This window comes from Fibrobacter sp. UWB15, assembly GCF_900177705.1.
GTDB lineage: Bacteria > Fibrobacterota > Fibrobacteria > Fibrobacterales > Fibrobacteraceae > Fibrobacter.
In genome coordinates this window covers 53417-67827 of record NZ_FXBA01000004.1, presented here as the reverse complement: position 1 = coordinate 67827, position 14411 = coordinate 53417, and the positions used below count along the sequence as shown (strand labels likewise).

At 52.7% G+C, this 14411-nt stretch carries 9 protein-coding genes; 5 read left to right on the top strand and 4 right to left on the bottom strand.

The window, feature by feature from the left end:
- Positions 1–6: 6 nt before the first annotated feature.
- Together B9Y58_RS07800 and B9Y58_RS07795 are read right to left on the bottom strand one after the other, a co-directional pair.
- Positions 7–1761 (bottom strand): InlB B-repeat-containing protein, encoded by a 1755-nt coding sequence (locus B9Y58_RS07800; RefSeq protein ID WP_233247964.1) that lies wholly within the window; start codon positions 1759–1761, stop codon positions 7–9.
- A gap of 112 nt (positions 1762–1873) precedes the next feature.
- The gene (locus B9Y58_RS07795; RefSeq protein WP_073057562.1) at positions 1874–4078 is read right to left on the bottom strand and encodes a rhamnogalacturonan lyase family protein; all 2205 of its coding nucleotides are present in this window, start codon (positions 4076–4078) and stop codon (positions 1874–1876) included.
- A 313-nt stretch (positions 4079–4391) separates the two neighbouring features.
- Here B9Y58_RS07795 and B9Y58_RS07790 point away from each other — a divergent pair, with 313 nt between their 5' ends.
- The 5 genes from B9Y58_RS07790 (at position 4392) to B9Y58_RS07770 (ending at position 12085) form a co-directional block, all read left to right on the top strand.
- Complete coding sequence (locus B9Y58_RS07790; RefSeq protein WP_073057564.1) at positions 4392–5249, top strand: TIGR02147 family protein; 858 nt, start codon at positions 4392–4394, stop codon at positions 5247–5249.
- A 14-nt stretch (positions 5250–5263) separates the two neighbouring features.
- Entirely contained in the window at positions 5264–6613 is a 1350-nt protein-coding gene (locus B9Y58_RS07785; RefSeq protein WP_083532349.1) for a LamG-like jellyroll fold domain-containing protein, read from the top strand.
- Between the two features lie 172 nt (positions 6614–6785).
- Positions 6786–8771: a family 43 glycosylhydrolase gene (locus B9Y58_RS07780; protein WP_233247965.1), complete on the top strand. Its 1986-nt coding sequence runs from the start codon at positions 6786–6788 to the stop codon at positions 8769–8771.
- A gap of 66 nt (positions 8772–8837) precedes the next feature.
- Entirely contained in the window at positions 8838–10391 is a 1554-nt protein-coding gene (locus tag B9Y58_RS07775) for a glycoside hydrolase family 43 protein (RefSeq protein ID WP_073057568.1), read from the top strand.
- 35 nt (positions 10392–10426) lie between these two features.
- A complete protein-coding gene (locus tag B9Y58_RS07770; RefSeq protein WP_073057570.1) occupies positions 10427–12085 on the top strand; it encodes a family 43 glycosylhydrolase in 1659 nt (552 codons plus the stop codon).
- A 392-nt stretch (positions 12086–12477) separates the two neighbouring features.
- Here the strand turns inward: B9Y58_RS07770 and B9Y58_RS07765 are convergent, their stop codons facing one another.
- A complete protein-coding gene (locus tag B9Y58_RS07765; protein WP_073057573.1) occupies positions 12478–13308 on the bottom strand; it encodes an Eco47II family restriction endonuclease in 831 nt (276 codons plus the stop codon).
- Positions 13309–13310: 2 nt separating this feature from the next.
- The gene (locus B9Y58_RS07760) at positions 13311–14348 is read right to left on the bottom strand and encodes a DNA cytosine methyltransferase (RefSeq protein ID WP_073057648.1); all 1038 of its coding nucleotides are present in this window, start codon (positions 14346–14348) and stop codon (positions 13311–13313) included.
- Between the last annotated feature and the right edge of the window lie 63 nt (positions 14349–14411).

The window sequence follows — 14411 nt, the reverse complement described above, 5'->3', positions numbered from 1 at the left end:
GACTCCTTATTTTATGTTGGCCCAGGTGGCGCTAAATTTGTGTTTCCCGTTGCGGACGATGATGCGGTAGATTCCGCTTGCCTGGACGATGTCGGACAGGTCTATGTTGTCGCTGCCGGAGAGCTTGCGGGCGACCAGACGGCCCGACATGTCGAAAACATCTATCCTCGTGTTTTTGTTTTTCGAGACAGAAAGAATGTCGCCTTTCAGGGACGTTGTCTCGACTTCGGGGACGATTCGTTCCACGCCGTCAACGCTGAATCCAAAAGCATCTATGTTCGGCCCTCCGTTTTCGGTCATGGAAATGAACTTGAGGATTCCTTCGCCGTTGATGAGGTCCAGATCCACGTAGGCGGTATCCCAGGTGTCCCAATCTGCCGTGGGCTTGAACTTCACGATATAATCGTGGTCGAGGTACACGTTCAGCGAGCGCTCTTCGGTGCCGGCAAAGGAATAGCGGATTCCCATAGTCACGTAGCCTGCAGAGGGAAACTTCATCTTGTATTCGGCGGTAGAATTCAGCGCGTTTTCGAAATTGAAGAAACCGTTGCCTGTATAGCCTTCGTGGTTTGCCTCGGTGGCGCCGTTTCCCGTATCGGGATTGGCGGCGTCGATAAAGTTCTTGATGTCTAGGCTTATATGCTTTTCTTCTTCCTGGACGGTGTCTTTCGCGGTAGTCTCTACGGAGTATGCTACATCGGAAAGCTTTTTCGGCGTCCCTGTCGGGAAACTTGTCAAAGCCTTGCCGTCGCCGGTGTATTTTTCTGCGGTGCCGCCTTCGTAAACAGCGGTGTATTGCGTGCTGGCGGAACCCATGACGAAGGTGTATATCTTGTCTGATTTTACCGAGGCGTTTGCGTTTCCGCTTACCTTTTTGCCGTTGCCGTCATACCAGCCAAGAAATTTCTTGCCGGATTTCGGGGTGGTCTTGAGCGTCACCGTCATGCCCTTGGGATAATAGGAGCTGATTGTCGTTGCCTGGTCAGAACCTGCGGGGCTGACTTTCACGTCTACTTTGTACATGGGCGCCAAGTAGTCGGCGAGTTTTTTCACCTGAGCGTCCGGGTGAACGCGCAGCTGCTCGGTAATGATACGTCCGAAAGCGATGGCTCCATTCTGCTGGAAATGAAGGTTGTCATTGTTCCCGTTCGCGTAGTTGCTGTATTCGCCCTTGTCGAGCACCACGTTCAGGTAATGGTGAGCGTAGAACTGGCCTACGGAAAGCAGGTAGTTGCGGCTCAGTGTGTCCATGTCGATGATGGGCGTGTTGAGCGTTTTCGAAAGTTCGCGTGCGATAATCGGGTAGTTGTGGTAGGATTCGTAAATTGAATCCTGCTTTGTTCCGCGGAAATCGCTGCGGCGTACCGGATTCACGATGATGGGGTAGGCTCCCTTGGCCTTCGCCTCGTTGATCATCTTGGTCATGTAGGTGCGGTAACCGGCTTCGGAACTGTAGTTGCGGTCGTTGATTCCGAACTTGATGAATACATAGTCGCCCTTCTGGAGGGCATTCTTGACCGGGGCCCATTTCCCGCCGTTGTAATAAGTTTCTGCGGCGGTACCGCCCGCACCGTGGTTTTTGACGGTCGCGAGCCCGGAATCGAAGAAGTATCCGAAATTCTGGCCGATGCCCTGTTTGGGATAATAGCCTGCGTTCCAGTCCTGCATGGTGGAATCGCCGCACATGTAGATGGTTACTTTCGCCCATACGGCTGCCGGGGCAATGACCATGGAAATTGCCACGAGGCTTTGCCAAATCATTGAATAAAATCCGTTCATTTTAAACCAATCCCTTTTTGTAAAATCCGTTAATGTTAAAAGCCGCCTAACGCCCTTCCGAGAAAGGGCGCTAGACGGGGAGCTTATGGGGGTTCTATTTCTTAAAGATTCCCTTGGAGATGTACTTGCCGTCGATTTTTACGCGCACGAGATAACTCCCCTTCGGGAGCGGTTCCTGCGAGAGGTCCACGGCGGGCTCGCCCGCGGCGACAAACTTCGCGATGGTCCCTACGATGCGGCCGCTCATGTTGTAAATCTCGATTTCGGCATATCCGCCACGGGCAAGTTTCTGCACGCCTGTCGCAAGGACGGTCGTGCCGTTGTTGTTATTGAGCGTATCCACCGGGGTCGCCGACGTGTCGGGTGGGTCGACAATCACCGGGTCCGTAATCACCGGGTCAATAACGACGGGGGTAGTACCGTCACCTGCGAGATAAATGGAAGGCTGCTTCAGGTTCTTTACCGCGTCGGGCAGGTAGTAGCCCAGGTGCGGCGGCTGGTTGTAGGCCACGTTCTGCCAGGCAATGCTCACGCGGTAATGCGGGTCGTGCATCAGGGTGTACACGCGGTAATCCGTCGTGACCGGAGTGCCGAAAATCGTAATCATGGAGGCGTCGCTGCCCGAACGCAGGATAAGTTCTTCGCGCCAGTCGCCGAATAAATCGGCCACGAGGCTCGGGTTCTTCTTTGTTCCGTTGTTCGTAGTGGACTTGTTCACGTTGCCGTAGGTAAAGTAGCGGTTCGCCTTCTTGTCCTTGGTGCTCCACTTGTCTATTGCGCCGTCAAGCAGTTCGTCTTGCAGGTCTCCGTCGAAATAGATGCGGAAGTTTACCGAGGGCTTGCTGCCCGAAATCTTCTGGCCCTTCACGTTCTTCACGCCGTCGCCCGCGCTGCTCCACATTTCGAATCCGCGATGGTCCGCGTCAATGTCTGCGGCGAGGCCTCGGCCGTTGTCTACGCCCGGGTTCGGCTGCTTGGTGCCCCAGATAATCTTACCGTCGGGGCCGCGGAAGTCGTCGGTGTAGGTGGCGGACTTTTCTTCGTGAACGTCCCACGATTCAAGGCCCGGGCGGTCGGGGTCCATGTCAGAGAGGTGGAGTGCGTCGCCGTGTCCGAGCCCTGTGCGGTAAAGGAGCGTGCCGTCGGACTTGAGCGCCGCGGAACCGAACACGATTTCGTCTTTGCCGTCGCCGTTGATGTCGCCCACGGAAACGTTGTGGTTGCCTTCGCCAAAGATGCCCTGGCCCCTCGTTTCGGACTTGTGGTACCAGCGCTGCTTGAGCTGCTTGCCGTCGAAGTCGTAGGCGACCGCGTAGGCGTAGGTGTAGTAGCCGCGCATCATCACGAGGCTCGGGTGTACACCGTCGAGGTAGGCGATGGCCGCGAGCATGCGTTCGCTGCGGTTGCCGTAGTTGTCGCCCCAGTTCTTGGTGATATTACGGCCCGGCACGTAGTCGATGGTCGTGATGGCTGCACCCGTCTTGCCGTTGAACACGGTCAGGAACTCGTTCCCGCTCATGATGGTACCGGTCTTTGTGCGGTAATCCTTGCTCTTGTCGCCGATGACCTTGCCCGTACCGTCGACCGTGCCGTCGCTTGTCTTCATGGCGACTTCGGCGATGCCGTCGCCGTCCAGGTCGTAGACCATGAACTGCGTGTAGTGAGCGCCCGCGCGGATGTTTCGGCCCAGGTCGATGCGCCACAGCTTTTTGCCGTTCATCTTGTAGCCGTCGATGTACACGTTGCCCGTGTAGCCGCTCTGCGAGTTGTCCTTCTGGTTGCTCGGATCCCACTTTACGACAAGCTCGAGTTCACCGTCGCCGTCCAGGTCGCCCACGCTCATGTCGTTTGAGGTGTAGCTGCAGCTGGAACCGTCGGGCATCTTGAGGTCGCCCGGGCGGTCAAGCTTGAGAGTTGCATACGGGATGTTCTTGCCGTCGGAATTGGCCGACTTGTCGAACACGAACGAGAGCCCGGCCTGCGCGCCTTCCTTGCCGTCCACGACTGCGGCGACCGTATACTTGGAGGTCGCCTTACCCGAAGCGTCGAGGTAGTTTGTCGCGCCGTTCCCTGCGATGGTCGCAATTTTTGTCCCGTCGCGGTAGAGGTTGAACTCGGTATTCGGGGCGTCGCTCCCGAGCAGGCGCCAGCTGACCAGCATGCCTTTTCCGACGTTAGAAGCCACGAGACCGCGGCTCAGTTTTTCCATCTGACGCGGGGCCGCGAAAGACGGGATGGCGAGTCCAAAGGACAACGCTACACACGCCGCAAGCGGCGTTTTCTTTCCACAATACACCATATTTTCCTCCCCAAAAGGGTCGAAGTTATACCAAACAGGTACTTATCGTACCGATTTTTAATATAATCTAAATTTTTATTAAAAGTCTACATTTTCTCAATAATTTACCTTAATTTACAAAGATTGTTAGTTGTTTGTTGTTGTAAAATGTCTACATTTTTGGAAAAATTGCTGAAAAAAGTTCCGTTTTCGCCGTTTTGAGGCCTTTTCTAAAAGTCAACGGCTTTCATCGAATGTCGAGCGAAGAGTGCGGATGTACAAAAAGTTAATAATTACTATACCATGTACTACATTTTTATGTATATTTAATATCATGAATACCTTCGTAAACATTTTCGAGTTTACCAAGTTCCGCAAGTTCCTGGCCGAATACCAGGAGCGCCGTCAGGCGGCGGAGCCTTCGTTTTCGCGTACCGAGTTCTGCAGCTTGCTGGGGCTCCCGAATACCCGCAGCTATTTCAACGACGTGGTGCAGGGCAAGCGCGTGACCGACAACATGCGCGAGCGCTTTATAAATGTTATCGGGCTCAAGGGGAACGAGGCGAGGTATTTCGAGGCGATGGTCGATTTTGACCAGGGGAAGACAGCCCAGGTGCGCGAAGCGGCGTTCGATGCCATGATGCGCCTGAACAAGAACCCGCAGGCGATTGTGGACCCGGACAGCTACGAGTTCTTTGGCAACTGGTACAACAGCACGGTTTACGCGATTCTCGAGGTGATGGATGTGGGCGACGACGTGTCGGAACTTGCGGCGAAGATTTTCCCGCCCGTGTCCGAGAAGCGCTTGAAGGCAAGCCTTGAACTTATGCAGAAGATGTCGCTCGTGCGCAAGGACGAACGCGGGTTCTGGAAGCCGACGAAGGATAGCCTTGCCACGGTGCAGCAGAGCAAGAGCCAGATGGTGCTCCAGTTCCAGAAGCAGTGCCTGGAACTCTCGAAGCAGGCACTGGAATCCGAAGGGAGCGAATCCCGCGATATGACCACGTTCACGTTTGCGGTGTCGAAATCCGCGCAGGCGAAGGTCGAGAAGGCTGCCGAAAAGTTCAAGGCGCAGGTGCGCCAGATCGTGATGGCCGATAACGAGATGCCGACCGTCGTGGAACATGTGAACCTGCACGTGTTCAGCAACATTCGCGAAAATAATAAACCGTCCGGTGCGGGCGAGGCGTAGGGAGGGAAGTGTTTATGGGATGCTTTAGGAATATCTTTGGTGCGGAGCGTCTTGCGTTCGCTTTTGCCGCGGTGTGCGTGCTCGCCTTCTTTGCGGGCTGCAGCAATACGTCTTCTACGGATTCCGCAGGAATCCTTATCGAGACGAATACGGGCAACAAGGGGCTTGCGCGGATTCTTGTTTCTACCGAAAATCTGGATGTTGTCGCGGGCGATACTGTCGTGGTGTTCAAGGCCAGCGCCGATACCGTAGGCGATACTTTGTATGTAGATACGGTGGACTACAGGCATGTGGCGACCTCGATTGAGTGCGCGTCGGGCGTGATGTCGCTTGACAGCCTGCCCGTGGGCGATTACGAATCCGTTTCGGTGCACCCTGTGGACGGTGCCGTGCGTACGGTAGCTGTTTCCTGGAACGTTGAGGAAAAATCCACGAATGTCGACCGTGCGCTGGATGCGGAATTCAAGGGCGCTGTCGCGCTCGTGCTTCCCGAGGGTTTTGTGGATTTGGCCTCGTCGGATGAAGTGTTCGAAGATATGCCTTTCGCGGTCCGGCTCCCGAATGTAAAAAATCCCTGCCTGCTGGATGCTGACGGCAACATGGTGCGCCTCAGTCGTGCCGAACTTGCGGATGTCCCCACGGCAAAGACTTCTGATTCCGCTGTTTATTGGGGTGTGCTTCCGCAGGTCGCCTTCGACGGGAATGGCGCGATTTCCCTTGACATCGTAGAATCGTGCCAGTCCAGCGACCACATTGACTTGGCTCTGGCTCGGTATGTGGAGCATTTTGATTCGATAGTTCCTTCCGAAGCGGCGCTCGCCACCGGCAACGAGCTTGTGTCTGTGCTCGGCAATTCCCGCTGGGTGGATTCTACCGACAACTGGTTCTACATTCCCGATTTCAAGCCCTTCTCCGAAGACGGCTACTACATGGGGCTTTCCATCTGGTTCAATATCGATTCCATGCAGGTGGGCGAGTACGCACAAATTATTTCGGCCAAGAAGGATAGCGTGGGCTTCACTCTGCAGAAGCGCGGAACATCGGGTGCGGTGAACCTCAGACTCGATACGCGTACGGGTGTCTACAACACGGTCGTGGGGCGTGCGAACGGGGTGCTCGACGGCACGTGGCATAACTATTCGTTCAAAATTCACGGCGATAGCGTGACCACGTTCATCGACGGAGCGCTGCTGGAATCCAGGCAGTTCGATTCGGGCGAGGGCTTTGCGGCTGCATTCAACCCCTCGATCGGCTACGGCGGGCTTCGCGGCGGTATCGACGAGGTGTTCTTCTTCGACGGTACGCAGTCCAACAACTGGATGCGACTGTTCTACGCCCTGCAATATGCGGTTATAAAGGAATAAACGGGTGTTTAAGGCCCCTTTCGGGGCTTGTTTTGCGAAATGTAGACTTTTTTTAAATAAAGTGTTGTAAAAATTACATCATCTAGTTTGAAATTGCGTAAAAACTATTGACTTTTAATAAAAATTAGCGTATATTTAAAGTAGCAAACCTTATAGTAAAAAGGGAGATAAAATGTTTGGTGTGATGGGATTGAATTCTCGCGGAGTGGTGTCCGCGGCAATTTTCACGCTCGCTTTTGCGGGCCAAGGTGCGTTCGCTCAGTCGTGGTATGCAACTGACGTGCGCCAAGGGGGCCATGACCCTTCCATGTACAGGGACGAGAATGGCTACATCCTTATGTCCACGAATAACAATCTGGCGATGTGGACCTCGACGGACATGGTCAAGTGGAGTTCGAAGGGGCAAATCTTCAACGATAGCCCGCAGTGGCTCAAGAACGCCGTAGGCGGCAAGACCGACGGCATCTGGGCTCCGGACCTGTTCCATTTCAATAACCAGTACGGCGTGTTCTACTGCGGCTCCGTTTTTGGCCAGCGCACGTCTGCAATCGGTGTCGCGACGAACGCGAACCTGGATTTCTTGAATCCGGCGAAAGGTTGGACGGACCAGGGCGAAGTGACGCGCACCACGAACAGCAACAACTACAACGCGATTGATGCCGACGTGGTGGTGACTCCCGATGGCCAGTACTGGATGACTTACGGCTCCTGGAATGCGGGCGGTATCCGCTTGATCAAGCTGGACCCCAAGACGGGCAAGCAGGCGAGCGACGACAAGACGAACTACATGATTGCGACGCGCGGAGGTACGGGTATCGAAGGTCCGAGCCTCATCGAGCACGGCGGGCAGTATTTCTTGTTCACGGCTTGGGATGTATGTTGCAAACAAGGTAACGAAATCGAACAGACCACTTACAAGACGGCCATGGGCCGCGCCGACAAGGTGAACGGAACCTACAAGGACCGCAGCGGCAAGGAACTCAACAAGGGTGGCGGAACCATCCTGATGCAGCGTTACAGCCGTTACGTGGGCCCGGGCGGCGGCGAAGCCTTCAAGGACCTGAACCGCATCCGCTTTGTGCATCATTACTACGACCTGACCGGCGACAAGTACAACCACATCCACATTCGCGACCTGGTTTTTACCGACGACAACTGGCCCGAAATGGGGCAGCCCTTCCTCGGGCGCTACCTGAGTGCCGAGGCGGAACACGGCATTATGACACGCGGTGCGACGGATGACCTGACCTTCAATTACACGAAGGAAGCCTCGAACGGCGAATACGTGGGCTACATCAATACGAAGGGTTCCAAGATTCGCTTGCCGATGAACATTATGCAGGCAGGCGACTACATTATGCGTTACCGCTACGCGAACGGCGGCGATAATGATGCTACACATAAAGTAACGGTGAATGGAAAGGCGCAGACGGTAAAGCTCCCGAAGACGGGCGCCTGGGGCAGTTTCCCCGAAAAGTCCGTGGCGATGGTGCCTGCAAAGCTCAAGCGCGGCGGCAACTTTATTGAGGTGGAGCCCGACCAGAATTTTGCGGAACTGGACCGCATCGACTTCTTGCGCGTGATTCGCGATACCATTCCGGGCAACGGATTCGATAACGGAATCAAGGTGCGTCTCACCAAGGACGACAAGCTTGCCGTCAAGAACGGCGGCTACGCCATCTTCGAAAACGTGGTGACGGATTCTATCAAGAGCACCGAAGTCAAGGTCGAACTGCAGCAGTGCAGCGGCGGAACGCTCAGCATCCGCGAGGGTTCTGCCTCGGGTACGGAACTTTCCAAGTGCACCGTTCCTTCGAGCTGCGCAAACGGCGCCTGGACCGAATTGAACTGCTCTGCCACCAAGAAGCTTTCGGGCGTCAAGGACTTCTACCTCACGGGTAGCGGCATGAGCGGCGAAGTGCTGGTGGGCAACATCCGCTTCGGAAAAATTGCTGAACCGCCTGCATCGAGCTCCAGCGTGGTTCCGCCGGCATCCAGTTCTAGCGCGGCTCCGGAAGAATCTAGTTCCAGCAGCGGAACGACCGCGATTGTTCCACGCGTAATCCGCAACGATATGCAGACTCCTGCACGCAAGGGTTACCGTGACCTCAAGGGCCGTAGTTTTGACAAGCAGATTCCGTACAGGGTGATGTTCTAACGATGAATTGTAACCCTTTATGTCATCCCCGCGTAGGCGGGGATCTCCCTTAAGGTAGGCTTTATTATGCATAAAATTTCTTCAATTGCTCTGCTTCTAGCTGCGACCTGTTTTGCGGCAAACCCCCTCACTACAAAATTCTACTCTGCCGATGCCGCGGCGCTCGTGCACAACGACAGCTTGTTTATTTTTGCGGGCCACGACGAGCAGGGTGCTCAGGGGAATAACAACAAGTTCTTCTTGATGAACGACTGGCACGTGCTGGTGACCGACGACATGGAAAACTACCATGACTACGGTGCGGTACTTTCGTGGCGGACCTTCAAGTGGGCAAGCGGCAACGCCTTTGCGGGCCACTGCGAATACCGTAACGGCAAGTTCTATTGGTACGTGGCGGTGCATCATGCGACTGTCGTGCGTGATGAAGGCTTCGCGATTGGCGTCGCGGTGGCCGATCACCCCTCGGGCCCGTGGAAAGATGCCATTGGCAAGGCGCTCGTGACCGACGATACCCCGAACGATGTCGCGCTGAATATCGACCCCGCAATTTTCTACGATGGGAACGATATCTGGATGTATTGGGGCTCGTGGAACGCGGGCCGTCGCGTGAAACTCAAGGAAAACATGATTGAGCTCGCGAGTACGCCCGAGGACATCAAGATAAGGGACTTTTTCGAAGCTCCCTGGATGCACAAATACCGCGGCAACTACTACTTCAGTTACGCCTCGGGCTACCCGTCTACGACAAACTACTCCATGGCCACGAGCCTGAATGGCCCGTGGACGCAGAAGGGGGTGCTGAACGACAAGCTCGACAATTCCGAGACGAACCACCAGGCGATTTTCAAGTATCTCGGTCACTGGTACTTTATGTATCATGGTGCGAACGCTCCGGGCGGCTGGACTTACCGCCGTTCTGTGAATATCGACTACCTGTATTATGACGAGAATGCGAATATCCAGAAAATCAAGCGTACCACCACGGGTGTAGACAAAGTAAATAACGCACTCGTGGAAAACGGCACGTACCGCCTGACCGTTTCGCACAGCGCGCTTTCGCTGGTCGAAGAGAGCGGAATCGTGGTGCAGCGCCCCGAAAGCGAAAGGGATGCGAATCAGTTCTGGACCGTGGAACGCAGCGCGAAAAATGCCCGCCATTACACGCTCAAGAATTACGGTACCGGCCGCTACTATTGCCCGCCCAAGACGCTGCTCGATACCGTCAAGACGTCGGCGACTGCCTGCGAAATCCGCATCGAGAATGCCTCTGCCGCGAAGGGCTACTACCTGTATGGCGATTACGACAGCGACTTTGTGGGCGACGTGCTGAATGTCTCGAAGGACGCGGGCATGCCTGTGATTACCTGGGTGCGCACCGGTGCGGACAACCAGAAGGTGAAACTCGCGAAGGCGACCCCGCCGGCCATTGAACCGGAATCGTCTTCTAGCATCAAGGAATCTTCCAGCAGCGAAGTCGCGCCCGAAAGTTCCAGCAGTGGAACTACCGCGATTGCTCCGCGCGCAGCTCGCCAGGGAATGCAGGTGCTTGCTCGCAAGGGTTACCGTGACCTCAAGGGCCGCAGTTTTGACAGCCGGATTCCGTATCGGGTGATGTTCTAGCGGAATTAACTTATTCTAAAAACAGGAGTGTTTGGATGTATGGATTGGGAAACGCCCTTCGGGGTGGTTTTATAGGTGCCGGGTTGTCGCTTGCTGTTGGTGCATTTGCCGCAAGCAATCCCGTTGTCACGAACATGTTCACGGCAGACCCCGCAGGGCTCGTTTACAACGATACCATGTATATCTTCACGGGGCATGACGAAGCGCCCGCCGGTCACGAAGGTTACATAATGAACGACTGGCACATATTCTCTTCGGGAGATATGGATACCTGGGTGGATCGCGGGGCCGCGCTTTCTATCAAGTCGTTCAAGTGGGCGCGTGGCAGTGCTTGGGCGAGCCAGACTATCGAACGTAACGGCAAGTTCTACTGGTACGTGACCGTGCACGACGGCAGGGACTTTGCGGTTGGCGTCGCCGTTGCGGACCATCCGGCAGGCCCGTACAAGGATGCCATCGGCAAGGCACTCATTACAAGCGACATGACTGCTGCGAATAGCGGCGTGAATTACGATATCGATCCGACCGTCTTTATCGATGACGACGGACAGGCCTATATTTATTGGGGCAACGGCGCCGTGATGGGCTACAGGCTCAAGGAAAATATGGTCGAACTGCAAGGCAACATGTTCAACGTGACGCCGCCCAGTTTTACCGAGGCTCCGTACGTTCATAAAAGGAACGGCTACTACTTTTTGACGTATGCCTACGGCTGGGAAGAACGCATTGGCCAGGCGACCATGAAAAGCCCGACGGGGCCCGTATCCAATTCCAAGGTCATTGTCGGCTACAACAAGAATTCCAACACGAGCCATCAGGCGTTCGTCGAATTCCATAACCAGTGGTATTACATATACCATACGGGCGCGATTGGCGGCAGTTTCCGCCGTGCGCTGTGCGTGGACTACGCCTACTACGAAAACGACTCGACCATCGCGAACATTACCATGACCGACGCGGGCGTAAAGAAGGTTGACCATGCGCCGATCAGGGATGGCGTTTACCGCATCAAGGCGCGGCACAGCGGCCTGAGTCTCGAAGATGCAGCTTCCGCGGTAATCCAGATGGATTCCGAAGAAAGTGAATCGCAGTTGTGGGCGCTCAAAAGAATCGACGGTTACACCTACACGCTCAGGAACCTCGAGACGGGAAAGTACCTTTCGTTCGGAAAGGGAAATCTGCTGGATACCGCAAGGACCGTCGAAACCGAAAACCGCATTGTCATCGAGAACTTTAACGTGGATGACGGTTACCGCCTGTACGCGGATACCGCAAGTGAATACCTGGGCGATGTCCTGAACATCTCTACGGAGGCGGGCATGCCGCTTGTCGTGTGGAAACAGACCGGGACGCAGAATCAGTCGTTCAAGTTTGAATACATGGGCGACGAATCTGCATATAGTTCTTCCAGCGTAGAGGTCGCGCCCGAAAGTTCCAGCTTCGAGGACGTGTCGAGCAGTTCCGCAGAAATTACGTCGTTGGTCGCGGCGCCTGGGAATCTTGGAGCGCGGATTGTCGGGGTTTCTCGCGTGGATGGGTTGCGTTTCTCGCAGGCTGCGGATTACGCCCTGATGAACCTGCACGGCATGGTGGTTGCCCGCGGGCACGCCGCGCAAGTTTCGGTGAGGAATCTTGCTCCCGGCGCATACGTGGTAAGGCTCGGCGGCCGCATCCAGAAAATCGAGCTGAGGTAAAGTATGTTCAGTCGTGAAAATTTCGCCATCGTCAAGCAGATTGCGGTGCTCAGCCTGCTCGCCATCGCGCTAGGGCTTGTTTACGGGTGAGTGCTGCTCTCGGATGTTGCCTCAATTTCGTAAAAGCGCCGCTCGCCGGCATTCCTGATGCGCATGAGAACCTGATAATGATTTCAACTTAGCGTGAAATTTGGGGGATTGGAGATTTGGCAATCACTGATTGTCAAATTGAAAACACAGAGAAAATCTTACATAACGAGACGCGTGCATTGGATTTCAAAATCACAATGCTGTCAACCCCGTGAGTTCTCTTTGCGCGGAAGGATTATTTGCGTAGTTCTGCATGACTGTTTTTGTGCCGAGATGGAATTTCTTTCTCTTGAGTGCAAAGATTAGTTAGTTCCATTAAATCCAAGATAAGAACTAAAGCCAAGCATATACATCGCTAAGGTTAAATTTACATCCTCATCACCAGCCTTGTAATGTTTTGCCTCTTTTTTTAATTCAGAATACACGGTGTCATCAACATTTTTATCATTTGTCATTTGAGGCGCGACTTTTGCAATTATTTCGGGTAGTTTCATACAAACCTTATAGAATGCATCAGATTGCCCCGTGACAATGTTGTAGAATTGATCTATGCTCACACGACGGATTCTTTTGTGATGCACTTTTTTCTTGTCAACAGTTGTTTCCCAAACGATATTTTGAGAATCATTTGCAATAGCCTCCACGAGGTAGCAAGCACAATCATCATCATTACATAACTGTTGTTGCATCTTTTTATAGGTTCTTTCGGCGCTTGAACTGTTCATCGTGTTGTGCTTGTTTTTCATTTCCACGTAAATCGTATGTACTAGTTCGTCACATTCATCATTGGGGGCAAAATATAATCCATCAGGATTTTTATAGATAACATCCCAGCCTCCATCCTTGCCATTCGGAGGAACGATGCATTTATCAATATACTTAAATATGTATTGGTGGAAATAACCTATATAATTATTATTCGTCTTGTCTCTTTGACGAGTTATTTCGTTATTGATTAATTCCTGCCAAGATATTCCATACAAAGCTTTATCAAAAGCAAATTTTACCGGGTCAATTATGTTCTTGTTGAAATCCTTTAAAGTCATAGACTTTAAGGATTCTCTGTAATTTTCGATAGTTTTCCTAACGTGGTTTTCAAAATCTTCTTCTGATATAAATTCCAAATCCCACATGGTTAGACCTCTTTTAACACTTTTGCAATTTGCTCACCAATATCTTTTGCCAAGTTGACTGGAACTGCATTGCCGACCTGCTTATATTGTTCAGCCAATTTTCCTGCAAATTTCCATTTCTCTGGAAAAGACTGAAACCGTGCATTTTCGCGAACACTAAATGGACGAACCTCCAAGGGATGGCATCTATCGGTCTGTTTCATTCCCGGATTGGTTAAAACAGCTAGTGATGGTTCATCAAGGCTTATTCTTCTCAGAATGCCCGTACGACCGCCTTCCATATCCCAACATGTTTTCATATATGTTTTGGCAATTTCTGGATCTATATCTCTCCAATATCCGCCTGGAGGGACAAGAGCGAAAACTTTTTCTTTCGCTTCGGAATATCGAGCGCAGTGATCCTTGTCAGGATTGACATCCAGTTTCACATCTTTTAGAACTGGTTTATACTTATGCGGTTTCGGAAATTCGAATTTTACTTTGGAAACTAAATCTTTGCGAACGCCAATGGTTATCAGTCGTTCTCTCTTCTGTGGATTGTTATAATCCCATGCATTCAATACTTGATGATATGTTTCATATCCTTCATCTTCAAAAATGTTCAAGATGGTCTGATATGTTTTGCCTCCATCGTGAGAAAGCAATCCTTTTACATTTTCAAAAAGGAACATCTTTGGTTGGAGTTTGTGCAAAAAAGTTGCATAGTGATAGAACATTGTTCCACGAACATCTTCAAGCCCAAGTCTTTTTCCTGCATAACTAAAACTTTGGCATGGAGCTCCGCCAGAGAGCAAATCAAGTTCGCCGGACTTTATTTTAAATTCTTTAGTTAAATTGCGCTGTGCAACTTTGGCAACATCTTCACATAAAACATTCCAATCGGGTCGATTGATTTTGAGCGTTTCGGCGGCTGCTTTATTAAATTCGACTAAACCGATATGATCAAAACCAGCCTTGTCTAGACCAATCGCAAGTCCTCCAGCACCAGCAAACAATTCGATTGATGTAAATCGTCTTGCTTTATTGTTATTCTTCGGCACTTTTCGCTCCGTGTTGAAAGTGAACGAGTTCACTCTCGCGGGAGCGGTTCTTGCCGATTCACT

Coding starts and splice junctions, on each gene's coding strand:
- B9Y58_RS07800 (WP_233247964.1), bottom strand. CDS start 1,761: ATGATTTGGCAAAGCCTCGTGGCAATTTCCATGGTCATTGCCCCGGCA.
- B9Y58_RS07795 (WP_073057562.1), bottom strand. CDS start 4,078: ATGGTGTATTGTGGAAAGAAAACGCCGCTTGCGGCGTGTGTAGCGTTG.
- B9Y58_RS07790 (WP_073057564.1), top strand. CDS start 4,392: ATGAATACCTTCGTAAACATTTTCGAGTTTACCAAGTTCCGCAAGTTC.
- B9Y58_RS07785 (WP_083532349.1), top strand. CDS start 5,264: ATGGGATGCTTTAGGAATATCTTTGGTGCGGAGCGTCTTGCGTTCGCT.
- B9Y58_RS07780 (WP_233247965.1), top strand. CDS start 6,786: ATGTTTGGTGTGATGGGATTGAATTCTCGCGGAGTGGTGTCCGCGGCA.
- B9Y58_RS07775 (WP_073057568.1), top strand. CDS start 8,838: ATGCATAAAATTTCTTCAATTGCTCTGCTTCTAGCTGCGACCTGTTTT.
- B9Y58_RS07770 (WP_073057570.1), top strand. CDS start 10,427: ATGTATGGATTGGGAAACGCCCTTCGGGGTGGTTTTATAGGTGCCGGG.
- B9Y58_RS07765 (WP_073057573.1), bottom strand. CDS start 13,308: ATGTGGGATTTGGAATTTATATCAGAAGAAGATTTTGAAAACCACGTT.